Annotated in this window: 23 protein-coding genes; 11 read left to right on the top strand and 12 right to left on the bottom strand. The window is 60.5% G+C overall.

Translation table 11 applies throughout. From position 1 onward, the window contains the following. Positions 1-27: 27 nt before the first annotated feature. Both P2W41_RS16370 and P2W41_RS16365 read right to left on the bottom strand, forming a co-directional pair. Positions 28-1,305 carry a TRAP transporter large permease gene (locus P2W41_RS16370; protein ID WP_292899071.1) on the bottom strand — a complete coding sequence of 426 codons (1,278 nt, stop codon included), beginning with the start codon at positions 1,303-1,305 and terminating at the stop codon, positions 28-30. A 15-nt stretch (positions 1,306-1,320) separates the two neighbouring features. Beyond that, complete coding sequence (locus tag P2W41_RS16365) at positions 1,321-1,809, bottom strand: TRAP transporter small permease (protein ID WP_404933783.1); 489 nt, start codon at positions 1,807-1,809, stop codon at positions 1,321-1,323. 125 nt (positions 1,810-1,934) lie between these two features. Here P2W41_RS16365 and P2W41_RS16360 point away from each other — a divergent pair, with 125 nt between their 5' ends. Then, positions 1,935-2,846 (top strand): LysR family transcriptional regulator, encoded by a 912-nt coding sequence (locus P2W41_RS16360; RefSeq protein WP_404933782.1) that lies wholly within the window; start codon positions 1,935-1,937, stop codon positions 2,844-2,846. Positions 2,847-2,860: 14 nt separating this feature from the next. Here P2W41_RS16360 and P2W41_RS16355 read toward each other — a convergent pair whose 3' ends face one another. Continuing rightward, positions 2,861-4,075 (bottom strand): GGDEF domain-containing protein, encoded by a 1,215-nt coding sequence (locus P2W41_RS16355; protein WP_404933781.1) that lies wholly within the window; start codon positions 4,073-4,075, stop codon positions 2,861-2,863. A gap of 237 nt (positions 4,076-4,312) precedes the next feature. On the opposite strand from P2W41_RS16355, the gene P2W41_RS16350 reads away from it, so the two are divergent. Beyond that, the gene (locus P2W41_RS16350) at positions 4,313-5,056 is read left to right on the top strand and encodes a sulfite exporter TauE/SafE family protein (protein WP_292899079.1); all 744 of its coding nucleotides are present in this window, start codon (positions 4,313-4,315) and stop codon (positions 5,054-5,056) included. Between the two features lie 202 nt (positions 5,057-5,258). Continuing rightward, complete coding sequence (locus P2W41_RS16345) at positions 5,259-5,468, top strand: cold-shock protein (protein ID WP_292899080.1); 210 nt, start codon at positions 5,259-5,261, stop codon at positions 5,466-5,468. A gap of 112 nt (positions 5,469-5,580) precedes the next feature. On the opposite strand, the gene P2W41_RS16340 is transcribed toward P2W41_RS16345, so the two are convergent. From P2W41_RS16340 to P2W41_RS16310, 7 genes are read right to left on the bottom strand one after another with little or no spacing between them, the layout of a single operon-like run. Continuing rightward, the gene (locus tag P2W41_RS16340; RefSeq protein ID WP_404933780.1) at positions 5,581-7,428 is read right to left on the bottom strand and encodes an ABC transporter ATP-binding protein; all 1,848 of its coding nucleotides are present in this window, start codon (positions 7,426-7,428) and stop codon (positions 5,581-5,583) included. 10 nt (positions 7,429-7,438) lie between these two features. Continuing rightward, a complete protein-coding gene (locus P2W41_RS16335; RefSeq protein ID WP_292899081.1) occupies positions 7,439-8,383 on the bottom strand; it encodes an acetamidase/formamidase family protein in 945 nt (314 codons plus the stop codon). Further along, complete coding sequence (locus P2W41_RS16330; protein WP_292899083.1) at positions 8,373-10,001, bottom strand: ABC transporter substrate-binding protein; 1,629 nt, start codon at positions 9,999-10,001, stop codon at positions 8,373-8,375. Before P2W41_RS16330 ends, P2W41_RS16335 begins: the two co-directional genes overlap by 11 nt. Positions 10,002-10,047: 46 nt before the next feature. Continuing rightward, the gene (locus tag P2W41_RS16325) at positions 10,048-10,968 is read right to left on the bottom strand and encodes an ABC transporter permease (protein ID WP_292899085.1); all 921 of its coding nucleotides are present in this window, start codon (positions 10,966-10,968) and stop codon (positions 10,048-10,050) included. Further along, positions 10,968-11,858 carry an ABC transporter permease gene (locus P2W41_RS16320; RefSeq protein ID WP_292899087.1) on the bottom strand — a complete coding sequence of 297 codons (891 nt, stop codon included), beginning with the start codon at positions 11,856-11,858 and terminating at the stop codon, positions 10,968-10,970. The genes P2W41_RS16325 and P2W41_RS16320 overlap by 1 nt, the downstream gene beginning before the upstream one ends. Then, positions 11,839-12,456 (bottom strand): ANTAR domain-containing response regulator, encoded by a 618-nt coding sequence (locus P2W41_RS16315; protein WP_404933779.1) that lies wholly within the window; start codon positions 12,454-12,456, stop codon positions 11,839-11,841. Before P2W41_RS16315 ends, P2W41_RS16320 begins: the two co-directional genes overlap by 20 nt. Further along, positions 12,453-13,613, bottom strand: a complete 1,161-nt coding sequence (locus P2W41_RS16310) for a transporter substrate-binding domain-containing protein (RefSeq protein ID WP_404933778.1) — start codon at positions 13,611-13,613, stop codon at positions 12,453-12,455. Before P2W41_RS16310 ends, P2W41_RS16315 begins: the two co-directional genes overlap by 4 nt. Before the next feature lie 365 nt (positions 13,614-13,978). Between P2W41_RS16310 and P2W41_RS16305 the strand changes: the two genes are divergently transcribed. The 5 genes from P2W41_RS16305 to P2W41_RS16285 all read left to right on the top strand — a co-directional run bounded on the left by P2W41_RS16305 (position 13,979) and on the right by P2W41_RS16285 (position 21,010). Continuing rightward, entirely contained in the window at positions 13,979-15,817 is a 1,839-nt protein-coding gene (locus P2W41_RS16305) for a dipeptide ABC transporter ATP-binding protein (protein WP_404933777.1), read from the top strand. A 39-nt stretch (positions 15,818-15,856) separates the two neighbouring features. Beyond that, complete coding sequence (locus P2W41_RS16300) at positions 15,857-17,386, top strand: ABC transporter substrate-binding protein (protein WP_292899093.1); 1,530 nt, start codon at positions 15,857-15,859, stop codon at positions 17,384-17,386. Positions 17,387-17,478: 92 nt separating this feature from the next. Further along, complete coding sequence (locus P2W41_RS16295) at positions 17,479-18,402, top strand: ABC transporter permease (RefSeq protein WP_292899095.1); 924 nt, start codon at positions 17,479-17,481, stop codon at positions 18,400-18,402. A 14-nt stretch (positions 18,403-18,416) separates the two neighbouring features. After that, the gene (locus P2W41_RS16290) at positions 18,417-19,265 is read left to right on the top strand and encodes an ABC transporter permease (RefSeq protein WP_292899097.1); all 849 of its coding nucleotides are present in this window, start codon (positions 18,417-18,419) and stop codon (positions 19,263-19,265) included. Further along, positions 19,262-21,010 (top strand): peptidase M14, encoded by a 1,749-nt coding sequence (locus P2W41_RS16285; protein WP_404933776.1) that lies wholly within the window; start codon positions 19,262-19,264, stop codon positions 21,008-21,010. The genes P2W41_RS16290 and P2W41_RS16285 overlap by 4 nt, the downstream gene beginning before the upstream one ends. Here P2W41_RS16285 and P2W41_RS16280 read toward each other — a convergent pair. Continuing rightward, a complete protein-coding gene (locus tag P2W41_RS16280; protein ID WP_404933775.1) occupies positions 21,007-21,426 on the bottom strand; it encodes a DUF983 domain-containing protein in 420 nt (139 codons plus the stop codon). The two genes, P2W41_RS16285 and P2W41_RS16280, sit on opposite strands and share 4 nt — an antisense overlap. A gap of 148 nt (positions 21,427-21,574) precedes the next feature. After that, a complete protein-coding gene (locus P2W41_RS16275) occupies positions 21,575-22,486 on the bottom strand; it encodes a LysR family transcriptional regulator (protein WP_404933774.1) in 912 nt (303 codons plus the stop codon). A gap of 259 nt (positions 22,487-22,745) precedes the next feature. Here P2W41_RS16275 and P2W41_RS16270 point away from each other — a divergent pair, with 259 nt between their 5' ends. The 3 genes from P2W41_RS16270 to P2W41_RS16260 are packed head-to-tail and all read left to right on the top strand — an operon-like array spanning position 22,746 to position 25,466. Beyond that, entirely contained in the window at positions 22,746-23,951 is a 1,206-nt protein-coding gene (locus P2W41_RS16270) for an ABC transporter substrate-binding protein (protein ID WP_292899105.1), read from the top strand. A gap of 11 nt (positions 23,952-23,962) precedes the next feature. After that, positions 23,963-24,757, top strand: a complete 795-nt coding sequence (locus tag P2W41_RS16265; RefSeq protein ID WP_292899107.1) for an ABC transporter ATP-binding protein — start codon at positions 23,963-23,965, stop codon at positions 24,755-24,757. Then, a complete protein-coding gene (locus P2W41_RS16260; RefSeq protein ID WP_404933773.1) occupies positions 24,747-25,466 on the top strand; it encodes an ABC transporter ATP-binding protein in 720 nt (239 codons plus the stop codon). Before P2W41_RS16265 ends, P2W41_RS16260 begins: the two co-directional genes overlap by 11 nt. Positions 25,467-25,469: the final 3 nt, after the last annotated feature.

Raw genomic sequence — 25,469 nt, 5'->3', positions numbered from 1 at the left:
TGTATGGACTCCAAAGTCATTGAACGCTCAGTTTCCGAACACGAGGTTGGGAATGAAAAGGCTGATCTGCGGGAACAGGACCAGCAGCACGACCGCGGTGAAAAGCGGGATGTAGAAGGGCAACATCGCCTTCACCATCTGGCCGTGGGAGATCTTCGCGATGTCCTGTGCGATGAACATCAGCACACCCACGGGCGGCGTCGCGCCACCGATGATAAGGCTGAAGACCATCAGCACGCCGAAATGCACCGGATCGATGCCGAACTGCAGGATCACCGGAACGAGGATCGGCGTCAGCACGATCTCGGCGGAGGAGGCGACCATGAGAAGCCCGACGCCGAGAAGCATGGCAACGATCACGAAAAGCGCGATCACCGGGTTCTCCGAGATGGTGGAGATGCCGTCGGCGATGGCCAGCGGCACCTGCTCGCGCACCATGATCCACGAGAAGGCCGAAGCCACGGCGATGATGGAGAGAATGCGTGCCGTTCCAAGCGCCGTGTTCTGAATGGCGCCCCAGATGTCGGCGGCCTTCACATTGCGGTAGAAGAGGCTGAGAAGCAGGCCGTAAAGCACGGCAACTGCCGCCGCCTCGGTAGGCGAGAATATGCCGAACAGAATGCCCGCCACGATGATGACCGGGAAGAGTATGGCCGGTCCGCCGCCCTTGATGGCGGTTGCCAGCTCCGGCAACGTCGCCCGCTCATAACGGGGGAATTCCCGTTTGCGCGCATAAAAATATGTGAACAGCATCTGCGTTCCGATGATCACGAAACCCGGCAGGATTCCGGCGAGAAGCAATCGCCCGATCGAGACATTGGCGAGAGTGCCGTAGATCACGAGTGCGACGCTGGGCGGGATCATCGGCCCGACCATGGAGGAGGCAACGGTCACCGCGGCGGAGAACGGCGCGGGATAGCCTTCCTTCTTCATGGCCGGAATCAGCACGGAGCCGAGCGCTGTCGTGTCGGCGGTTGGAGACCCCGACATTCCCGAAAAGATCAGGCTGGCAAAGATGTTGACCTGGGCAAGGCCGCCATGGATGTGCCCGACCAGCGCCTTCGCCATGGCAATGATGCGGTCGGTCAGCTTGCAGGCATTCATCAGTTCCCCGGCGAGAAAGAAGAACGGGATCGCCAGAATGAGGAAGGAATTGATGGAGGCCGTCATGCGCTGGGTCAGAAGCGCCAGATTGATGTCGGCAAAGAAGAAATACACCATGGAGGATATGCCGATGGAAAACACCAGCGGCAGCCCCATGAACAGAAGGACCAGAAGAAGTCCGATAATCGAGATGGTCAGCATTGTGGGGTCCGCGGATCACATGGGGTCTTCATGGCCATAGGCCGGGTCGGTCTGGCGATGCATCGGCCGGACATAGACGATGCGCCCGATGATCGCCGCGATCATCAACACGGCGCCCACCGTTGCAGCCAGTCGCACCACGCCCGCAGGAAGCGGCAGGGCGGAGAGGTCCTGCATATTCTCAAGGATCACCAGCTTCACGCTGGTCCATCCCAGAATTGCAAGAAAGCCAATGGAGAGGATCGCGTTGATGTAGCGCACGATCGTGCGCAACCCTTTGGGCAACATCAGATAAAACACATCTACATTGAGATGCCGGCCATCCCAGCAAACGGCCGCCGCTCCGATGAACGCGATCCACACGATCAGCAGTTTCGCGAGTTCTTCGCTCCACACGAGTGGTGCGTTGAAGAAATACCGCAGGAAGATCTGAAGCAGCGTCACGCTCACGACGATGATGAGCAGAACGCCAACAGCGATCCTCAGCGGACGCACCAGGTCCATTGGTTTATGGTCTTTCACAGGGGTCCCCATTCTCTTTTTCAGTTACGGAAGCATGGGCAAATATTGGTTGTCCAATATATTTATCGACGCTATTTTTCTGTTTTGAATATTAATCGGGCATTGTGATGCAGTCACTCGGCGCAATCGAGTTTCGCCATCTACGCTATTTCATGCGGGTCGCGCAGGAACTGCATTTCGGCAGAGCAGCCGAAATGCTGGGCGTTTCGCAGGCACCTCTCAGCCAGCAGATTCGCCAACTGGAAGAGCGTCTTGGTGTCAGGCTGTTCGACCGCACCACCCGCAGCGTGACGCTCACACCGGCCGGCCGGGTTCTGTTTGAAAAGGCGCAACAGGTTTTGGTCTCGCTGGAAGAGGGGATCCGCGAAACGCAGGCAGCGGGCGGCCTTTCCTCCGGTCGCCTGCGCATCGCCGCCGTTTATGTAGGCCTCTACAATTTCATGTCGAAAGCGATGCGTGAGTTCAGCCGGCGCAATCCTTCTGTCCTTCTTGACATGCAGATCCACACCACGGAAGAGCAGCTCGCCCTTTTGAAGGACCGCAAAATCGACGTGGCTTTTGTGCGTCCTCCGCGCACGGCCTCCGGCATCGCCTATCGGGAGATTTACCGGGAGGGTTTCGTCGCCGTGCTTCCGGCGGAATCCCACCTTGCCTCCCGCGAGAACCTCGAAGTCGAGGATCTGCGCGACGAGAATTTCATTACCTATTCTTCGATTGTCGGCGTCAGTTATCAGGATGTGGTTCTGCAGCACTGCCGAAAGGCGGGATTCGTACCGAAAGTGGTGCAGGAGGTCAGCCACACCATGACGGTCGTTGCCATGGCGTCAGCCGGCATCGGTGTCGGGATCGTTCCGGCCTGGGTGGTTATGACGCCAATGGAGAATGTGGTTTACCGGGAGCTTCCGAAACTGCCCAGGGCCGTCTCACTCGTCATCGCATGGCGCGAAGACAGCATGAACCCCTTCGTGCGGGATTTCGTGCAATGCACACTTGCCGCCGTGGGTGAAATTGGCCACTGACGTCGCCCGTGCGCTCATATGCCCGGCGCAGGGCTGGATGGAACAGAGCCTGTGTTGTCGACGTATGAAGAAGCTTGCACAGGGTCGGACATGATCCGATTGCGGCCCGCCTGCTTGGCACCATAAAGATGACGATCCGCCCGCATGAGAAGCGTTGCAAGATCGTCGTCGGGATTCTTCAGGGCGATGCCGAAACTTGCCGAAAGCCGGACATCCTGCCGGTGGATCGAATGCACATCGGACGAAAGTGCGCTGCGCAATCGCTCGGCCAGATCTCGCGCGCCGGCGATGTCCGTATGCGGCAGAAGCAGCGCAAACTCCTCGCCGCCGATCCGGCCGACAATGTCGCTTGCGCGCGCGCATTTCCGCAGCATCCCTCCAAACGCCTTGAGGGCTGCATCCCCGACATGATGGCCGAGCGTGTCGTTGATCTGCTTGAAATGATCCAGGTCGCAGACGATGAGGGCAAGCGGCGCCCTGCGCCGTGACTTCACGTGGCAGTCTGCCTGCTCTTCAAAACCGCGGCGGTTCAACACGCCCGTCAGCCCGTCCAAATCCCGGTCCTGCCGCAATTCGTTCATCACGTCGGTCAGGATTGTGGCGAGGACCGTCAGGGCAAGCGCTGCCCCCATGACGGAAAGCGAAAGTTGCAGCGTCTGCCAGAACAGTGAGTCGCCCGGAGCCATGGCCAGCGTAGGCAGAGAGCGTTTTGCCGTCAGCAGCGTTCGCGGAAAGAAATGCAAAGCAAATGCGAGCAGCACCCAAAAGAGAATATGATCGGCTCTTCCGGTGTTGCGGGTTGGCAGGATGCGCAGCGCAACCACGAGGAGAACGGCACCGTAGCTGAAGTTTTGCACATAGATCCGCGCCAGCAGATTGGGCTGAACATAGGCGAAATACCACAACGAAATCATGATTGCGGCGGTCAGGGCGATTCCTGCCACGAACCCGAGCCGCTTGCTGGCGCGGCGTAACATGCCTTCGCTCGCCAGTACCACGGCCAGCGTGTAGAGAAACCCGGAGAAGAGCGCATTCGGCCCGATTCCCGACGGCCATTGCAGAACCTGGGAAAGCATGGCGACACCGAACAGAGCGCAGGCGGCGGCGAGAATGACTGAGTGCAGGTGACGTCTGTCCACCCACCACACCCATATGAAACCGATTGCAAATACGAGCATGATTGTCGGACCGATCAGTCCGCTCATGCTGATCGCGGGGCTATTTTCCATGGGGATATCCAGCATGCTGTGAAGCGCCTCGCCAAGGGCTCTGCGCTTAAAGTCCCTTCACGGTTTCCCTAATGTCAGATTCACAACAAAGGTTGAAGAGCTGTCGGTGACGCACCTCAGTGTTGTTGCCAAGGCGCGCAAACCACCTGCACCAACGGCTGATTTCCTGAGGCCATTGGCCTGTCAGCCCTGTTGGGTTAGTGCAGCTTTGCCAAATACGTCGGGGCAGGAAGTGGCATGGTAGATTATTTGATTCTTGCAGTTGCCGCGTTCTTCGCCGGTACGCTGAACACGGTGGCCGGCGGTGGAACGTTCCTCACTTTCCCGGCACTCGTCTATGCCGGTGTTCCGGTTGTGGCCGCGAATGCCACCAGCGCCGTAGCCGTGTTCCCGGGCTATCTGGGCGGCGCACTCGGGTTTCGATCCGAAATCGCTGCTTTTGAGCGTTCGCGCCTTTTGCGCATCGCAGGGCTAACGGCCCTCGGTGGGCTGGTCGGCTCGCTTCTGCTTCTTGTGTCCTCCAATGAGGCGTTCTCGCTTGTGGTGCCATTCCTGCTGGCAATCGCCACGCTCACCTTCGCCTTCGGCAATAATATTCAAAGCGTCGCCCGCCGTTTCGGCAGCGGAACGGGGGAGGGCCGGTTCAGCGCGATCCTCGTTGCGATCTATGGCGGCTATTTCAATGGCGGTCTGGGCATCGTTCTTCTGGCGCTGTTCTCGCTTTGGGGCATGCGCGATCTAAACACGATGAACGGACTGAAAAACGGTTTGTCCTTCATCCTCTCGGCCATTTCCGTGGCAACATTCGCGCTTGCCGGCATCGTCGCCTGGCCGCAGGCGCTGGTCATGATGGTTGGGGCCACGATCGGCGGCTATGCGGGCGCACCACTTGCCCGCGCGCTGCCGGCCTCCGTGGTCCGCGCGGTGGTCATCATCGTCGGAACGGTGATGAGCCTGATCTTCTTTGCAAGGTTGTTTTAGGGCTTGCAGCAGCGGCCGGTTTATTTATTCAACCAAGCCTTGCTTTTGACGCAATCTGCATCTATATCTTGCTCATCGAAATTGCTGTTGAACTTTGTTTTGCGCTGCCAAGCGCCCCTACGATCTTCCCTCAAATTCGAACTCTCTGGTGCACGGCCGCTGCCGGCATCAATTCCCTATGACGATTTGAAAGGAAAATCGTATGACTATTGGTACCGTAAAGTTCTTCAATGCCACCAAAGGTTTTGGTTTCATTGCTCCTGACAATGGCGACAATGATGTTTTCGTCCATATCTCTGCCGTCGAACGCGCCGGGATGCAGAACATCGTTGAAGGTCAGAAGCTGAGCTTCGACGTTGTGCAGGACCGCAAGTCCGGCAAGAGCGCTGCAGACAATCTGCAGGCAGCATAGTTTTCATCTCTGCGACGTGACCACGGATGTACTGGCACGGCGCATCGAGATGATCAGGAAGGTCGGGTTAGCGCCCGGCCTTTTTTATGTCGGATGCGCGAAAGACATCCATTCAGATCCGGCCCGCTGAGCCGGAGGTGTTTATTTCCTTGCGGTCACCCCAGACCATGTGCCCGCCGCCAATGTCGTACGGGGTATGCCGCGGCGGAACATAGTCCAGCCCATGCACGGGGCTCGGCAGATCCTCGGCCTTTTCCATAAAGGCGCGGCGGGGGCGTGACGGGTCGGCCACCGGCACCGCCGCCATCAGCTTCTTCGTGTAATCATGCTGCGGGTTCTCAAATATCTGCGACCGGCTGCCCATCTCCACAAAGCGCCCCATATACATCACCGCCACACGGTGGCTGATCTGTTCCACCACGGCCATATCGTGCGAGATGAAGAGATAGGACATTCCCGTCTCGTTCTGGATATCCTGCAAAAGATCGAGCACCTGCGCCTGGATCGAAACGTCCAGGGCGGCCACCGATTCATCCGCCACGATCAGTTTTGGCGAGAGGGATAGCGCCCGGGCGATGCAAATGCGCTGGCGCTGACCACCGGAGAATTCATGCGGATAGCGCCGCATCTGATCGGTCGAAAGCCCGACGCGCTTGAAGAGATAGGCAACCCGGTCTTCCAGCTCACTGCCGCTTGCCAGTCCGTGAATTTGCAGCGGTTCAGCCACCAGATCGCCGACGCGCATACGCGGATCGAGCGAGGCATAGGGATCCTGAAAGATCATCTGCACGTCACGCAGCACCGGTCGCATGGCGCGTGGTCCAAGCCCGTACGTCGGTCGGCCACCAACGCGGATATCGCCCTGCCAGGGGATCAGGTTCAAAAGAGCCTTCCCGGTGGTTGACTTGCCGCAGCCCGATTCCCCCACCAGAGAAAGCGTCTCGCCCGGCATGATGTCGAAGGAGACACCCTCCACCGCATGCACGCGCTGCACCGGGCGTTGCAGGATGCCGCCCTTGATATCGAAGCGTACGGTAAGGTCTTTCACGGAAACCAGCGGTTCGGCGACAAGCGGCTTTTCCGGCCCTGTCCCGGGGCGTGCCGCTACGCGCTTCGGCTCTGTGGTGCCGGTCATCTCGCCCAGCCGTGGCACGGCAGCAAGAAGCTCACTTGTATAAGCGTGCTCGGGCTTTGAGAAAATCACACTGGCGGGGCTGTGCTCCACCATGCGCCCATGCTGCATCACCAGCACGTCGTCGGCCATCTCCGCCACCACACCCATATCATGCGTGATCATGATCACTGAGATGCCGAGATCGGCCTGAAGCTTGCGGATCAGTGCCAGTATCTGCGCCTGCACGGTCACGTCCAGCGCCGTGGTTGGTTCGTCGGCAATCAGGATCTGCGGGCTTTGCGCCAGCGCCATGGCGATCACGACGCGCTGGCGCATGCCACCCGAAAGCTCGTGCGGATATTGCTTGAGCCGCCGCTCCGGCTCGGGAATCTGCACCTGGTCGAGCAATTCAAGCGCGCGGGACCGGATGGTACTGTCCGAAAGCCCGCCATGAGCGGAAATCGCTCCCGAAAGTTGCTTTCCGACGGAAAGCACCGGGTTGAGTGAGGTCATCGGCTCCTGAAAGATCATGCCGATATGACGACCGCGCACCTGCCGCATTTCGGCTTCGGAGAGGGCGAGGATGTCGCGCCCTGCCAGACTGGCCGTCCCTGCCGAGACGCGCGCCATGGGCTTTGGCAGAAGCTGCATCAGCGAGAGCGCGGTCATGGATTTGCCCGACCCGCTTTCACCTGCGATACAGAGTGTCTTACCGCTTTCCAGCGTGAAGGACAGGTCGTCGACGACCGTGCGCGCGCCGCTCGGTGTGGCCACCTGCACGGTGAGCCCGCTTACCTCCAGAAGTCCTGTGCCTGCTGTCATGTTCATGGCGCGCGCTTTGGTCATTCGGTCCTTCTCACGAAAAGACAACACGTGGGAAGTAGAACGAGACCACCCAGTTGGGCTGGTCGACGATCTCGCTGATGCGCAGGTCGCCGCAGACCGAACACAGCATGTAAGCGTCTTCGGGCGAGAGCCCGCGCGTGGCGCACAGAAGGTCGATCATGCCGGAAAGGGCGGCCCGCGCCCCCTCCATGAGGTCGGAGCCGATGCCGGTCGTGACCTCATAGCCTTCCGCATCCAGATGCCGCGTCACTGGCCCCGGCGTGGTGAAGCGCGGCATGGCAAGGTTTGCGCCCTTCACCACGTCCAGCTTCACCGCCACGTTCATCTGGCTTTCGATGGCCGTGCCGCACACTTCGCCATCGCCCTGTGCGGCGTGGGTATCGCCGATGGAGAACAGCGCCCCCTCCACCTCGACCGGCAGATAGAGCGTGGTGCCCGCTGCCAGATCGCGAATGTCGAGATTGCCTCCCATGCGCCGGGGCGGCACCACCGAGTGCAGACCCGGCTCCGCCGGTGCCAGCCCGATGGTTCCGGCAAAGGGTTTCAGCGGCACACGGCCATGCTTGCCAAAGGCCGCCGGCTCAAGGCTTGCCGCGTCATAGTTCCACAACGTTAGCGCCGGGTCCTTGAACTGGTCCGCCAGGAGCCCGAAACCCGGAATGTTCGCCGTCCAGCCGAAGCCGGACGGTTTGAACGAGAGGATTTCCACTTTTAGTGCATCGCCCGGCTTGGCCCCTTCCACATAGATGGGGCCGTTGACCGGGTTGACCTTGGAGAAATCCAGCGTGGCGATATCGTCCACGGTGCTGTCGGGCGAAAAGTGGCCGGAGCCGGAATCGAGACACTCGAATTCCAGCGTCGAGCCCGGCGTCACCCTTTCGGCGGGCGGGATCGAATGATCCCACCCAAAATGGTGATGGCGCCCGTGAATGGTGTAGTCGCAGTTACTGCACATCTTTGGCAAAAACCTCGTCATAGTGGACGGGAATGTGCACCGGATCGACGAACAGCTTGTCGTCGCCGCCGATGCGTTCAGAGCGGATAGTGAAGCGCTCTTCGTTGAAGATCGGCGCCCAGGGGGCGTCTTCCATCACCTTCAGATAGATGTCGCGCCACATGGCCTCGCGCTCGCCAGCCTTTTCCGGGTCGACCATGGCATCGGCATCCTTCGCCATGGCATCGAGATCCTCGTTGCAATACCAGGCCCAGTTCCAGCCGCCCGGCACCGCGCCGTCGCAGCCGAGGATTGGACCGTAGAAGTTGGACGGATCAGGGAAGTCGGCAATCCACGCCATGCCGCCCGACCAGATCATCGGGGCCTGGTCTTCTTCGCCGCCAGCGGCAATCACATTGGCCTGCGCCAGAGACTTGATCGAGGCATTGATGCCGATGGCCTTCAGATCCTGCTGGATCGCCTGCGCGATACGCGGCTGCGGGTCGGTGTTCATGACGTAGAGTTCGGTCTCGAACCCGTCGGCAAGCCCGGCCTCGGCCAGAAGCGCCTTTGCCGCTTCCGGATCATAGGCATAGCCCTCATAATCCTTGGCATAGCCCGGCATGGAGGGCGGCAGAGGCTGGTTGGCGGCAACGGCGCGGCCATTGATGATGCGCAGGATGCGGTCCTTGTTGATGGCCATGTTCACGGCCTTGCGCACTTCCGGCTTGTCGAAGGGCTCCATCTTCACATTCATGGTCACATAGCCGGTGTGAAGCTGGCCGCCCTGAATGATCAGATCCTTGAATTTGGGGTCGTTCTTCACCTCGATGAACTTTGCCGGCGGAATGCCGTCGCCCGGCACGTCCACTTCACCGTTCTGCAGGCGCAGGAGGGCCACAACCGGCTCCTGACCCACCTCAAAAATAATCTGGTCGAGCTTCGGCACGCCGGGGTTCCAGTAGTCTTCGAAGCGCTCGAAGACGAGGCGCTGGCCGAGCGTCCATTCCGCCAGCCTGAACGCGCCGGAGCCGACCGGATGCTTGCCGAAGTCCGCACCGTGTTTTTCGACTTCTTCCTTCGGCACCACATGGGCGAAGTTGAGCGCCAGCACATGCAGGAAGGTCGCATCAGGCCGCGAGAGCTCGAACTTGATGGTGTGATCGTCCACCACGGTGATGCCCGATAGCCCGTCCGCATCGCCGCTGGAGGCTTCTTCAAAGCCCTTGATGGAACCGAAGAAGCCGGCACCGGGGCTCTGGGTCTTAGGGTTCACCGTGCGCTCAATGGAGTATTTCACATCCTCGGCGGTCAGGTCGCGGCCATTGTGGAATTTCACGCCGTCACGCAGCTTGAAGGTGAAGACCGTTCCGTCGTCGGAAATCTCATAGGATTCGGCGATCTCCGGGCGCAGCTCGGTGGTGCCGGGCACATAATCCATCAGCCCGTCGAACAGCGATTTGATCATCGACCAGTTCTGCCAGTCATAGCCGATGGCCGGATCGAGCGTGGAGACGTCATCCTTGTAGGTCACGGTCATGGAGCCGCCCTGCTTGATATCCTGCGCAAAAGCAGGGGCCAGCATGGCGGAGGTGGAAAGGGCAGCGGCGGCAACGCCGGCCAGAAGCAGATTTCTCATCTCAAGTGTTCCTTTCTCTGGTGCTGCACATTTTGTTGGTCCTGCATCAGCGCAGCTTGATGCGCGGGTCGATCAACGGAGTGATCAGATCGGCAAGCAGATTGCCGAGCACGATGGCGCAGGCCGAAACCAGCGTGACGCCCATGATGATCGGTATGTCGACGCGCTGGATTGCCTGCCAGGCGAGCTGGCCGATGCCGGGCCAGCCGAACACGCTTTCCACCACCACAATGCCCGACATGAAGAGCCCGATGTCGATGCCGATCATGGCGATGATGGGCAGGATGGCGTTGGGCAGCGCATGGCCGAAAAGAACTCTTGCGCGGGTCAGACCGGTGGCGCGCGCAGTGCGAATATAGTCCTGGCGCAGAACGTCGATCAGCGACGAACGCATCATGCGCGAATACCAGCCGGCCCCCAGAAAGCCGAGCGTGATGGAGGGCAGGATGAGATGTGCGAAGGTGCCGTAGCCGCCGATGGGGAACCAGCCGAGTTTCACCGCAAACACGTAGAGCAGCAGAATGCCGATCACGAATTGCGGGGCCGAAACACCCACGAAAGAGGCGATCATCAGCGTGTCGTCGGTGCGCGAGCCGCGCTTCAGCGCTGCCACCACGCCCATGGTCAGGCCCAGAACGAGTTCGCAGAAGATCGCACCCACCATCAAAAGAAGGCTTGCGGGCAGGCGGGAAGCAATGAGTTCGGAAACTTCTGTCTTTTGCAGATAGGAGCGGCCGAGATCCCCGTTCAAAAGTCCGCCGAGATAGCGCAGATATTGCTCATAAAAGGGGAGGTTCAGCCCAAGCTGTTCGCGGATGTTCTCCACCGTCGCAGCGGTCGCGCTGCGGCCGGCGATCTGGCGCGCGGGGTCGGCTGGCACGAGATAGAGCAGCACGAAGGTCACGAAGCTGATGCCGAGCAGGATCAGCGCGGTCTGGATCAGGCGGCGGGCGACATAGGCAAGCATCAGTGGCGCCCCTGCTGTGTCGGGTCGAGAATGTCGCGCAGCGCGTCACCCACAAGGTTGAAGGCCAGTGCCAGCGCCAGAATGGCAACGCCCGGAATGAAGACGAGCCAGGGCGCGGAGGTGAAATAAGTCTGGTTCTCGAAGATGATGTTGCCCCAGGAGGGAATGGGCGGCTGAACGCCGATGCCGAGGAAGGAAAGCGTTGCCTCCAGAAGCACGGTGGTGGCGATCCCGAGCGTCGCCCACACGATGATCGTGGAGAGCAGGTGCGGCAGGATATGGCGGAACAGGATGCGGCCTGCGCCTGCACCCATAGCGCGTTCGGCCACCACGAAATCGCGTTCGGCGATGGAGCGTGTCTCGGTATAGGTCACGCGTGCGATCTGCACCCAGTTCACCATGGCGATCACCATTGCGACAATCCACAGGCTTGGGCTGAAAATCGCCGCCAGAACGATAGCCAGAAGCAGCGCCGGAAAAGCCATCATAAGGTCGGTGAAACGCATCAGCACCGTGTCGACCCAGCCGCGAAAATAGCCGGCCGATATGCCCACCGCGGAGCCGATCACCACGGCGATGCCATTGGCCACCACGCCGATGATCAGCGATGTCTGCGCGCCATAGATCAGGCGGCTGAAGAGATCGCGTCCCACGAGATCGGTGCCGAACCAGAACTGCGCATTGGGTGGCAGCGGTGCACCCTCGATGGTCAGCCCTTCGAAAAATTGCTCATAGGGATTGTAGGGTGCAAGCCACGGCGCAAAGACTGCGGCCAGAACCACCACCGCGATGATGATGAGCCCTGTCAGCGCCAGAGGCCGGCGCAGGAGACGCATCACTACCGAAGGCGTTTCGGCCCCGGTGTTCTTTTCAGCGAGTGTTTGTGACATTCGTCCGTCCGTCTGTGTCGAAGCCGGCCACCACGCCACCGGCGGCTTTCTCGATCGAACGTCGCTCTGCCATGGCGGTCCTGCGAAGATGGTTGTAGGCGGTTTCGGCATCGCAATTGTGCTTCAGCATCAGTATGGCCGTCGCCTCGGCCACAATCTGCCTTTGGGCGAGCTGCTCCTTCAGTCGGGCAATCTCTTCCGTCTGTGCGGTGCGCCGCAGAAACCCCTGGCTTGCCACCACAAGCGCGCTGTAAAGCCCGGCGCTGCCGATGGGCTTCAAGAGCTGAGCATCCGCGCCCTGGCCAATCGTCCATGCGATGCGGCCCGGGGCTTCGGAGCCGATCAGTGCAATGATCGGCATGGGCGCCAGCCCCGGTGCCCAGGGAAACTGCTCGTCATAACCCATATCGGCATCGATCAGGAGCACATTGAAATCGCGCATCGCCCCGCTCTCTTCCAGCGTCGGCCAGGCCTGTTCGGCCGCGATGCCGATACGGGCGCATTGGGCGGATAGCGCGTCCACATTCTGGTGCGGCCTGTGCAGGATCAGCGCCCGCCAGCCGACGAAATTGGGCGTATGTGCAAGGGCCGGGCTCATCGCACCACCCTTAGCTGCCGCGCATCGGCGGCGGTGCCCGCATAGAGCCGGTCAAGCGGCGTTGCGGTCAGGAACGGGTCGGGCGCAATGGCCTCTGGGCAATAGTGAACGATTTCGAAATCGCCGTCGGTGCGTGTGCGGCCTATATGGGCGAAAAGGCTCACATGATTGGTTGCGCGGTCGACGCGCAAAGACCCCAGCGGTGTTATGGTCTGGTGGTTTCTTGCTGCTTCCAGAACACCCTGTGCGTCGTCGCTGCCTGTCTTGCGGATCGCCTCGGCGATCGTTACCACGGCCGCATAGGCCTGCACGAAAAATGCGTCTGCCACCTGTGTCGGATTTTCGGCCTTCATGCGGGCGGCAAACCGATCATTTTCCTTGCTTGCCAGCGCCCGGAAATAGCTTGAAACCGTATAGTGCCCGGCGGCATCGACTCCCAGCCGCACTGTTTCGTTTTCACACAGATTGCAGCTCACCACGGGGCAGTTTTCCGGCAGGAAAGCCGGATCCTCCTGTCCGAGCGCCCGATAGGCGGCGAGGAAGGCATAGGAGGAATTGCCAATCAGATTGTTGAGAATGAAGTCCGGACGTTTCTCGCGGATTTCATCGATGAGATGTCCAATGTCATCATCGCCAATCGGCACGTAGCGCTCGCCCAATACGCTGCCGCCCGAACGGGTCAGAACGTCACGGGCAATGCGGTTGGTTTCCCATCCCCAGATATAATTCGCGCCTGTCAGGAAGCCGCGACCGCCGAAGCGTGGAACAATGTAATCGAGCAGTGGCACGAGCTGCTGGTTGGCGCAGGCTGCGATGTAGACAAGGTTTTCCGAGACCTCGAAACCCTCATAGACACAAGGGTACCAGAGCAGCGCGTCGAGCTTTTCGACGACGGGGATCACCTCCTTGCGGCTCCATGATGTGGTGCAGCCGACAATGTGCTGCGCGCCCGTCTGACGGATGAGATCGCGGCAAAGCTCCGCGTAGCGGTCAGCATTCCCCTTCGGGTCTGCGTGGTGGGCTTCGAGCTGGAAAGGGTAGGTGTCATCGGCGTTGATGTCGGCCACAGCCGCCAGAGCGCCAAAATAGCCCTGCTCGGCCGGGCGGCTGTAGCCACCGGAACGCGAAAACAGGACGCCGATCGGATAAGTTTTCACACTCGTTCCCCAAAACGCAAAGGGCCCCGACGGGAACAACAATATTCCCGGCGAGGCCCAGATGCCAAAATCTTATTATGGCTCAAGCCTAGCTGGCGAAACGAAACTGTCAAGCCATCCGGCATGATCATTTTATCTCCCGTCATGAACGCGCTCAGAGCGGGACTGCACGGCAGCAAGAACCTATTTCACGCTTCTCAATGATAATTTATTGACAAAATGTCTGGAAATGTTTTCTTTTACTGGCAGGGCCGCTCACGAAAGCGCGGAATTCATGCGACTGCCACCCATCTGGTCTAAAGACTAGGGCCAGGCGCAACCGGGTTCAATGGGTTTTTCGGCCTGTCCTTCAGATGGGAGTATCTATGCCGCAGCTCGGACAGGACACGTTACTGGATATTCGTTCGCTGGCCGTGGCCTTCGGCTCGAACCGCGTTGTCGATGATCTGAGCTTCAGGGTTGCTCCCGGTCGCACGCTTGCCATTGTGGGCGAATCCGGTTCCGGAAAATCGGTCACCTCGCTCTCCATCATGCGGCTGATCGACCACATGAACGGCACCATCGTCAACGGAAAGATCCTGTTCGACGGCGGCAACGGCCCGGTCGATCTTGCGAAGGCCTCGATCGACACCATGCGCCGGGTACGGGGCAAGGACATCGCCATGATTTTCCAGGAGCCGATGACCTCGCTCAACCCGGTTTTCACCATTGGCGATCAGATCGCCGAAGTGTTGATGCTGCACGAGGGCGTTTCGAGGAAAGAGGCGCTGCGGCAGGCGGGTGACCTTCTGGAAATGGTCCGCCTGCCCGATGCTCGCGCGCTTCTGTCGCGTTATCCGCACCAGCTTTCGGGCGGTATGCGCCAGCGCGTGATGATCGCCATGGCGCTCGCCTGCAAGCCCAAACTCCTGATCGCGGACGAGCCCACCACCGCACTCGATGTCACCATTCAGGCGCAGATCCTCTCGATCATCCGCGACCTTCAGGAAAAGCTCGGCATGGCCGTCATCTTCATCACGCACGACATGGGCGTGGTGGCCGAGGTCGCCGATGATGTGGTTGTCATGTGGCGCGGCAACAAGGTCGAGGAAGGCCCGGTCGAGCAGGTATTTGCCAGCCCGCAGCATGCCTATACGCAGACCCTTCTCTCCGCTGTTCCAACACTCGGTTCGATGAAGGGCGAGAAATATCCCAAGCGTCTGCCTGTTGCCGTCATGGATGGCGAAACGCCCCGCCTCGTGGGCGAGGAGCACCTGCAGGATACCGCCCGCTACGACCAGTCCCCGATCCTGAGTCTGAAGAACCTTGAAACCCGCTTCGATATAAAGAGGGGCTTCTTCGGCGGGGTCTCCCACCGCGTCCACGCGGTCGAAAAGGTCAGTCTCGATATCTGGCCCGGCGAGACCCTTTCGCTGGTAGGCGAATCCGGCTCCGGCAAATCCACCATCGGGCGCACCATCCAGCAGCTACAGGCGGCCACTGGCGGTGAAATCTATTTCGAGGGCAGGGCCATTTCCGCCATGTCGTCGGCCGAGCGCCATAGCCTGCGCCAGAAGGTGCAGTATGTCTTTCAGGACCCTTTCGCTTCGCTTGATCCGCGCCGCACTGCCGGCTTTTCAATTGCCGAGCCCATCCTCACGCATGGTTTGATCGACGGTGCCGCGGCGCGTCAGAAGCGCGTTGAGGAACTGCTTGAACGCGTCGGCCTCAGGCCCGAACACGCGCGCCGTTACCCGCATGAGTTCTCCGGCGGCCAGCGCCAGCGCATCTGTATCGCCCGCGCGCTCGCCTCGCGTCCGAAACTCATCATCGCCGATGAGGCGCTTTCGGCGCTCGATGTTTCGGTTCAGGCGCAGATCATCAACCTGATGATGGAGCTTCAGGCCGATGAGGGGCTCTCCTATCTCTTCATCAGCCATGACATGGCGGTGGTGGAAAAGGTCAGCCATCGCGTTGCCGTGCTCTATCTCGGCCAGATCGTCGAAGCGGGCTCGCGCGAGGCCGTTTTCGAGCGCGCCACGCACCCCTACACGAAGAAACTGCTCTCGGCCGTTCCCGTCGCCGACCCGACAAAGCGGCCCGACCGGCCCATGCTCGAAGGCGAAATTCCAAGCCCGGTTCGCCGGGTGGGCGACGAGCCGGAAATCAAACCTCTGGTGGAGATCGCGCCCGACCATCTGGTCGCACGTGACGCCACAGGCTGATCACTGGAACACAAACGCAAAAGAAACGGAGGACTTTTCATGACATTCGGCAAAACACGCGGCGCATTGCTGGCCGCCGTGCTGGCGGCGCTGCCGTTCGGCGCGATGCCGGCGCAGGCCGCAGGCACGCTCACCATTTCTTCCCCGCAGGATCCGGGAAGCTGGGACCCGATCGACACCTTCCTGGTGAACTGGTCGTCCGTCGCCACCAACATCTATGACGGTCTGGTCTATCGCGGTCCCGACACAAAGATCGTGCCTGCACTGGCCACCGAGTGGGACGTGCTCGACGAGGGCAAGCGCATCCGCTTCAAGCTGCGTGAAGGCGTCAAGTTCCACAATGGCGAGGATTTCAACGCCGAGGCCGTGAAATTCACCTTCGACCGCCTGCTTGGCGAAGAAGGCAAGAAGGGCCCGCAGCGCTCCAATTATGCCGTCATCGAAAAGGTCGAGATCGTTGACGATTTCACGGTGGATCTGGTTCTGACCCAGCCCGATCCGGTGCTGATCACCAAGCTCGCTGGCTATGGCGCGATGATCGTGCCGCCGAAATACGTCACCGAGAACGAGGAAGATTTCGTCAACGCCAACCCTGTCGGCACCGGCCCGTTCAAGATGACGTCCTACGAGCCGAAGGTCGGCGTGAAGCTTGAAGCCTTCGCTGATCACTGGGGCGGCGCACCGAAGCTCGACGCCGTCGAGTACCGCTTCATCTCGGAGCCGGCCACCGCCGTTGCCGAGCTGCAGGCCGGCCGTGTCGACATCGTCATCCCGCCGACCATCCCGATCTCCATGGTTCCCACCATCGAGGCTGACGACAAGCTCGAAATCGTTTCCGTCACCAGCCCGACGGTCTATGCCCTGCGCTTCAACACCGGTAACGGCATCACCGCCGATGAGCGCGTGCGCAAGGCGATGATCATGGCGGTCGACCGCAAGGCCATCATCGACGCCGTTCTCGGCGGTCAGGCCAAGCAGATCGCATCCTTCCAGTCGGAACTGTCCTTCGGCTATGACCCGGAAATGGAGCCGCTGCCGTTCGATCAGGCAAAGGCCAGGGAGCTTTTGAAGGAAGCAGGCGTTGCTGCCGGCGCACCGGTCCAGATCGACATTCGCGGCAATGACGCCACCTTCGGCGAAGTCACTCAGGCGGTTGCGAGCTACCTGCAGATGGTTGGTCTCAACGCCACTATCAAGCCGTATGAGACCAACGTCCTGCTCAACGACATCATCCCGCAGGGCAAGACCGGCGAGATGTTCCAGCAGAGCTGGGGCGGCTGGACGCTCGATTACGACAACACCGCTTACCTGATGTACCACACGGGCGAGCGCTGGAACCCGTATGACAGCGACAAGGAGCTCGATGCGCTTCTGGAATCGCAGCGCCCGATGATCGACGCTGAAAAGCGCGAGAAAGTGCTGCAGGAGATCGCCCGTTATGCGGCCGATCGCGCGCTCGAAATGCCGCTCTACAACCTCAATGCGATTTACGGCGTCAACAAGCGGGTGAAGAACTTCATCGCACCGCCGGACAGCCGCATGCGCCTCAACGAGGTTGAAGTCGAATAGTCCTCCCAGGACGTGAATGTCGGGGGCGGCCCGTGCCGCCCCCGAGCCCGTGAACTTTGCGCGAGCGCGCAGAACCTATCCCGGAGGCTCTGGTGGCCAGTTTTCTTCTCAAACGCATCCTGCAGGCGGTGTTCGTCGTTTTCGTCGTCACCCTCACGGTGTCGTTCGCCATCCGGCTGACCGGTGATCCGGCGCTCATGCTCTCCCAGGGTGCGGGCAGCGTCACGGAAGAAGATCTGGCGAATATCCGTCAGGCGCTCGGCCTCAACGAGCCGTTCATCGCTCAGTACTGGGATTTCATCAAAGGTCTGTTCGTCGGCGATTTCGGCCGCAGCTTCCTCGGAGGCACCTCGGTATCCCTGCTCATTTCCAAGGCTTTGCCGGCCACGCTGGCACTGGCCTTTTCCTCCTTGCTGGTGTCCATCGCGATTTCCATCCCGCTCGGCATCCACGCCGCGGTCAACAAGGGCAGGACCGCCGATCAGGTGATCCGCATCCTGTCTCTGGTCGGGCTTTCCTTTCCGAATTTCTGGCTCGCCATCATGCTCGTCCTGGTGTTCTCGATTATGCTGCAATGGCTGCCGCCATCAGGCATGAGCGGGTTTGCCAGCTTCATCATGCCGGCAGTCACCATGGGTGTCATTCTCACCGCCACCAATGTGCGCCTGGTGCGCACGGCCATGCTTGAGACGCTGCGTTCGCAGTATATCCAGGTCGCCCGTGCAAAAGGCCTGAGCGAGAGCAAGGTGCTCTACAAGCATGCGCTCAGAAACTGCGCCATTCCGCTGATCACCTATTTCGGCCTCCAGTTTGGCGGCCTTCTGGGCGGCATTGTCGTCATTGAGCGCGTGTTCAACTGGCCGGGCCTCGGCACGCTCGCCTTCGATGCGGTGGCCGGACGTGACTATCCGGTCCTGCAGGCGGTCATCACCGTGCTTTCGCTGCTCATCATCGGCGTCAACCTTTTGGTCGACATCGCCTATGGGCTGGTCGATCCGCGCATCCGCAACCGATAGGAAAGGACGCAATCATGGCACAGGCTGTTTCGCGTTTGCGTCACTTCAAGAACATCGAGTTTATTCTCGGCATCCTTCTTGCCGGAACGATGACGCTTTTGGTCCTGCTTTCACCGCTGCTCTTTCCGGATGGCGGCGAGCAGATCAACCTGACGGCACGTCTCACAAAACCCTTCACCGACTGGGCGCACATTCTGGGCACCGATCCGCTGGGCCGCGATGTGCTGGCGCGTGTCATAACTGGCGGAAAGATCTCGCTTCTGGTCGGCTTCACCTCCGTTGCCGGCGCCGTGGTGATCGGCGTCGTCATGGGGCTGATCTCGGGCTACTACCGCGGCTTCTGGGACATGCTTGTCATGCGCTTTGCCGATGTGCAGCTGGCGCTCCCCTTCATCCTTCTTGCCATCACCTTCATTGCCATTGTGGGCGGCGGCATCACCAACACGATCATCCTGCTCATCGTGTCGCAGTGGGTGCAGTATGCCCGCCTTGTGCGCGGCTCCGTCCTGTCGCTCAACGACCGTGAGTTCATCCATGCCGCCAAGGCCATCGGCGTGCCGGATTTCAAGATACTGTTCCAGCACCTTCTGCCGAACCTCGCCGGGCCCGTCATCGTTCTGATGACGCTCAACGTCGCCACCAACATTCTTCTGGAAAGCTCGCTAACCTTCCTTGGCCTCGGTGTCGATCCGACGATCCCCAGCTGGGGGGGCATGCTGGCCGATGGCCGCACCTATCTTCAGAACGCATGGTGGGTCAGCGTTTTTCCGGGGCTTGCAATCCTCTTCACCGTGCTCGGCCTGAACCTTCTTGGCGACTGGCTGCGCGATCTTCTCGATCCAACAGGACGCACAGAAACATGACCGCGATCTTCGAAAAGACCTTCGACCGCACGCTCGACCGTCTGCTCGCCGACTACGCCACAGAAGCATGGCGCGGCGCCGAGCTGGAGGCATGGCTTTTCGAGGATGAGGCCGCGCGCCGCGCCGCTGAAAAGCGTTTCGAGGCAGCGGGCGTCACCGCCCGGCTGCACAGCGCCTACAAGCCGCTGGTTCATTTCTTCACCGAGGATGCGGCAGCCGGTGCAGCGCGCATCGCCATCACCTATCCGGTCAGCTCTGCCGCGCCCGCGCAGCGTTTCCTTTTGGAAGCCTATCCGCTGGCCGGCATGGTGGACGAAGCGGAGATCGCTTTCACCCCGGCTCCGGTCGATGGCCCGCACGAATATGGCGTCGAGATCACGGCCGTGGATGGAACCGTTTCCCATCACAAGGTCTTCGCGCCGAACCGGTTTGCCGAAGATCACATTGGCGAAAAGCTTCTCTCGCCCTGTGGCTGGCTGCGCCTGCGCCATCCCGATGGTCGCGTCGTTGACGAGGCGCTCGCAACCGATTTCGAGCGCCTCTTTCACGAAACGATTGCCGCCATCGATGCGTATCCATGGGGTGAGGACGAGCCATTTTTCGACGCGCTTCACATCAGTGTTTCCATGCCGGGTGCGGACCGGCGGTTGCCGGTCGGCGAAGAGGCGATCAGCCTGCACGAAGCGCTGCACGAGGACTTCTATTTCTCGCTGCTTGAACTCTTCCAGATGAAGTCGGGCCGCAAGCTTGGTTCGCGCGGGCTTCAGCCCGGCCAGATCATCCCTGTGATTGCTACTGGCGAAGGCGCGATCACCGTCAAGGTCGAAACCCGGCCGCTCACCACCGAACCCGCCCTTTGGCCGGCGCAGCCGCTGCACCAGGCCGTGGGGCCGTTCTCCGTCTCGATGGTCGCCGAGACGCTTGAAAAGATTGGCGGCGAGGCGTTCGAGGTGGCTTCGCGGTCCGGCCGCGCTGTTCCGGCGCGCCATGTGCGCGGAACCGATCACCCGATCATGCTGAGCGGTGGGCAGCATCCCAACGAGATTTCCGGCGTTGCCGGCGCGCTGCGCGGCGCATCGCTGTTGGCCGAGCGCGAGGAAGCGCATTTCACGGTGTCGCCGCTGGAAAACCCCGACGGCTATGCGCTTCATTATGCGCTGTGTCAGAGCCAGCCGCACCACATGCACCACGCCGCCCGCTACACCGCGCTTGGCGACGATCTGGAGTATCGCGAAGCCGAACCCCTTTATGAGAAAGGCATTCGCCGCGAAGCTTTTTCACGCACGAAGGCGGCGCTCCACGTCAATCTGCACGGCTATCCCTCGCATGAGTGGACACGACCGCTGACGGGCTACATTCCGCGTGGTTTCGAGATGTGGACGGTGCCGAAGGGCTTTTTTCTGGTCGCCCGTCACAAGCCCGGGTGGGCCGAGCGCACGCGTCGACTGATTGAAAAGGTGACGGCTGAACTTGCAAAGGTTCCGGGCCTCGTCGCTTTCAATGAAGCGCAGATGCGGCTCTACGAGATCCACGCCGGTGCACTTCAGTTCGAGGTGTTGAACGGCTTCCCGATCACCATCACGGAGGTCGACCGCCACGACGCGCCGATGACGCTCATCACCGAATATCCGGACGAGACGGTCTATGGTGATGCGTTTCGGCTCGCCCATGAAGCGCAGACCCGGACGGTGCTTGCCGCCTATGACGCGCTTCAGGAAATGATGGCGGAGAGCCTGATGGTTTAGGCCTGATCGGCCTTCTTGGCCGCCGCCTCGCTGTGCCAGGCGTGGTCGATGGAGCCTTCCTCGGCCTTGTGGAAATATTGCGAGCAGACGAGCCAGCCCTTGAGCGGGCGCAAAAGCGCCATGCAGCTCAGGATCGTCAATGGCACGGTCGTGAAAACGTGGACCCAAAGCGGCAGTTCGAATGCCATCTGGAACCACACCCCGAATGCGAGCGCGGGAACGGCGGCTATGGTCATGGCGAAGAAGGCCGGACCGTCGGCCGGATCGGCGAAGGAGTAGTCGAGCCCGCAGACTTCGCAGCTTTTCGCCAGCTGGAGATAGCCTTTGAAGATGTGACCCTTTTGGCATTGCGGGCAGCGACCAAGGGCCCCGGTCAGCATCGGGTTGTCTGTGGGTGTGTACTGGGCGTTCTTCATCGTGGCCTCTCCAATTCGGGGCGCAGTCTCATTGAATGAAGAGCGCATGGCCATGTGACAATTCAGCTTGCGACAAAATTGCCGAAAAGTCCCGGAAATTCCGGAATTTGAGGTAGAACGCTGTCGTTTTCCGGAAAACGGCGCGTTTTTATGTCAAAAGATTCTGCCCGTGAAAATCATCCCTCGCGGCCTCCGCTTCGGTCTTGATGAAGTCCGTCAGCATCCGGATGCGCGGTGTGTGCGCGACGTCCTGATGGGCGATGCACCAGTAGTAGCGTTCGAGATGAATCTCTTTTGGTATGACCGGAACAAGATCGGGGTAGTGCCGCGCCATGAAGTTCGGCATCACGCACAATCCCAGACCCTCGCGCGTGGCGGCAAGCTGCGCGTGAATGCTGGAGCTTTGGTAAAAGGCACGAACGCCCGGCAATATCTCCCGATGGTAATCGAGGCCCGGCGTGAAAATCATGTCTTCGATGTAGCCGATGATGCGGTGGGAGGCCAGATCGGATTTGCGCCGCACCGGCGGGTGCTTTTCCAGATAGTCGCGGGTGCCATACAGAAACAGGCGGTACATGGTGATTTTTTCATAGTGATGTGAGCCCGCCCGATTGGTGGACAGGGTCACCGACATGTCCGCCTCGCGGCGTGACAGTGAGACGATCTGCTGGATGATGAGGAGCTCGATCGACAGGGAGGGCAGGGAGCGCGCCAGATCGGGCAGGCGGTCGGCAAGAAAGAAATTGCCGAACCCTTCCAGCGTGCTGATGCGCACGACACCGCTGACGGAGGTTGCGTCACCGGCAAGCTCGCTCTGCACATAAGACGCCTCGCGCTCGATCACCTCGGCCCGCTCGACCATCTTTTCGCCGGCCGCTGTCAGGAGGTAACCGCGGGGGTTGCGCTCGAAGAGCCGTGTCCCCAGCGCCTGCTCAAGCCTGTCGATGCGACGTGAAACCGTAGCGTGATTGGTTCTGAGCTTGCGCGCCGCCGCAGAAAGCTGGCCCGTCCGCGCGACAGCAAGGAAATATTGGAGGTCGTCCCAGGAAAATGGTCGCATCGATCTGTACGTTTTTGCACCGTGTTTGTGCAAAAATAGAGAGTTGTGTGCGGAAAGGTCAATGCTATGACTATAGGCATGGTCGTGCATGAGGGAAGGGAGGCCCGGTTCGCACCGGCTTCACCATCCAGATTGATCATGCCGATTTTCCTGCAGGGTGGCGTGCGGAGGAGCACGAACGCGCCTTGCGGATCTGGATAGCCGCTGCCACGCGTCTCGTGCTGGCCAGGGTTCACCGTTTTGGGAGGAAAGATCGATTATGAAAATTCTTGCGCTTGCATCCATGGCCCTCATGACGGCCACCGCCATTCCCGCCATGGCCCAGGTTTCCGATGAAAAGGTGAAGATCGGCATCCTGAACGACCAGTCGGGCGTCTATGCCGACTTTGGCGGAAAATGGTCCTACGAGGCCGCGTTGATGGCGGTTGAGGACTTCGGCGGCACCGTTCTCGACAAGCCCATTGAGGTGATCACCGCCGATCATCAGAACAAGCCCGATATCGCCTCCAACATCGCCCGTCAGTGGTATGACACTGAAGAGGTGGACGCGATCATGGAGCTGACCACCTCTTCGGTGGCGCTGGCCGTGCAGGGCATCTCGAAAGAGAAGAAGAAAATCAACATGGTCACCGGCGCGGCGACCACGGAACTGACCGGCGCGCAGTGCTCGCCCTACGGTTTCCACTGGGCCTATGACACGCATGCGCTGGCCGTCGGCACAGGCGGTGCGCTGGTGGAACAGGGTGGTGACACCTGGTTCTTCCTGACCGCGGACTATGCCTTCGGTTACTCTCTGGAAGAGCAGACCGGCAATTTCGCCAAATCCAAGGGCGGTGAAATCCTTGGAGCCGTGCGGCATCCGCTTGCCACCACCGACTTCTCCTCCTTCCTGCTTCAGGCGCAGGCCTCGGGCGCGAAGGTGATCGGTCTGGCCAATGCCGGTCTCGACACGGCAAATGCGATCAAGCAGGCCGCCGAATTCGGCATCGTGGCTGGCGGGCAGCGCCTTGCGGCTCTTCTGTTCACACTGGCTGAAGTTCATGGTCTTGGCCTTGAAGCCGCGCAGGGACTGACGCTGACGGAAGGCTTCTACTGGGATCGCGACGATGAATCGCGCGAGTTCGCCCGCCGTTACTACGAACGCACCGAGCGGATGCCCAACATGATCCAGGCCGGCACTTATTCCGCAGTGATGCAGTATCTTAAGGCCATCAAGGAAGCCGGTACGGACGAGACGGAAGCGGTCGCTGCAAAGCTGCATGAGATGAAGGTCAACGACCTCTTCGCCCGCGACGCGACGGTGGGTGCCAATGGGCGTCTGCTCAACGACATGTATCTGATGGAAGTCAAGGCGCCTGCCGACAGCAAGGAACCGTGGGACTATTACAACGTCCTTGCCACCATTCCTGGCGAGGAAGCCTATATCAAACCCTCTGAAAGCGGCTGCTCTCTGGTCAGCCAGTGACGGGGGCTGTCATGACGAAAGCGCCGGTTTCCGGCGCCGCCAATGATGCAGAGCCGCGGGTGGTGCTTACCGCCCGCGGTCTGCGGCGCGATTTTGCCGGGTTCGTTGCCGTCAAGAATGTCGATCTCGACGTGCACCATGCGAAAATTCATGCGCTGATCGGCCCGAATGGGGCCGGCAAGACGACGGTTTTCAATCTTCTGACCAAGTTTCTGGCACCCAGTGCGGGCCGCATCGAGCTCATGGGGCGCGACATAACCCACACTCCGCCGGCCAAGGTGGCGCGGATGGGGCTGGTGCGGTCGTTCCAGATCTCGGCGATCTTCCCGCATCTGAGTGTGCTCGACAATGTGCGTGTCGCGTTGCAGCGTCCGGGCGGGCTTGGCTATCAGTTCTGGCGCTCGCTGGGCAGCCTCGACCTCCTGACGCCCCGCGCGGAACAATTGCTGGAGACAGTCGGGCTTCAAAACGAACGCAACAGGATGGCGGGCGATCTCTCCTATGGCCGCAAGCGCGTTCTGGAAATCGCCACCACGCTGGCGCTCGACCCGAAAGTGCTTCTGCTCGACGAGCCAATGGCGGGCATGGGCCATGAGGATGTGGAGACGGTCGCCGACATCATTCGCGATGTTGCGAAGGATCGGGCGGTTCTCATGGTCGAGCATAATCTCAAGGTTGTCGCCGATCTATGCGACTGGATCACGGTTCTCCAGCGTGGCGAGATCATCGCTGCCGGCGATTATGCCACGGTGAGCCAGGATGAACAGGTGAAGGTGGCCTATATGGGGACTGCCCATGACGCGTGAGCATGGCAAAAAGCCGCTTCTTTCCGTCCGCGATCTGCATGCCTGGTATGGCGAGAGTCATGCGTTGCACGGCGTGAACCTCGACGTGGCGGAGGGCGAAACCGTTACATTGCTTGGCCGCAACGGCGTCGGCAAGACGACGACGCTGCGCGCGATCATGGGCATTATCCGCAAGCGCAAGGGCATGATCGACTTTGCCGGTCAGGACCTGATGAACACACCGCTTCACCGCACGGCTCATGCGGGGCTCGGCTTCGTGCCTGAGGAGCGCGGCATCTTTGCTACGCTTTCGGTGGACGAGAACCTGCTTCTGCCGCCTGTTGTCTCTGACGGGGGCATGAGCATTGACGAAATCTTCGAGCTCTTCCCCAATCTGAAGGAACGGCGCAACAGCCAGGGCACAAAGCTTTCCGGCGGCGAACAGCAGATGCTGGCCATTGCCCGCATGCTGCGCACCGGCGTGAAGCTGCTTCTGCTCGATGAACCGACCGAAGGCCTCGCACCGGTGATCGTGGAGCGCATCGGCGAGGTGTTGGCAACGCTCAAGGCGCGCGGCATGACGATCCTGCTGGTTGAACAGAATTTCCGTTTTGCCAGCCGCGTTGCCGACCGTTTCTACCTGATGGAACACGGCCAGATAACGGCCGATTTCCCGGCATCCGAGCTGGAACAGCGCATGGAGGAATTGCACGAGGTGATTGGAGTTTGATGA

Origin of the sequence: Nitratireductor sp. L15S-10 (assembly GCF_045011005.1) — a bacterium.
GTDB lineage: Bacteria > Pseudomonadota > Alphaproteobacteria > Rhizobiales > Rhizobiaceae > Nitratireductor.
The sequence above is the reverse complement of the archived record's forward strand: the minus strand, read 5'-3'. Positions and strand labels throughout refer to the sequence as shown.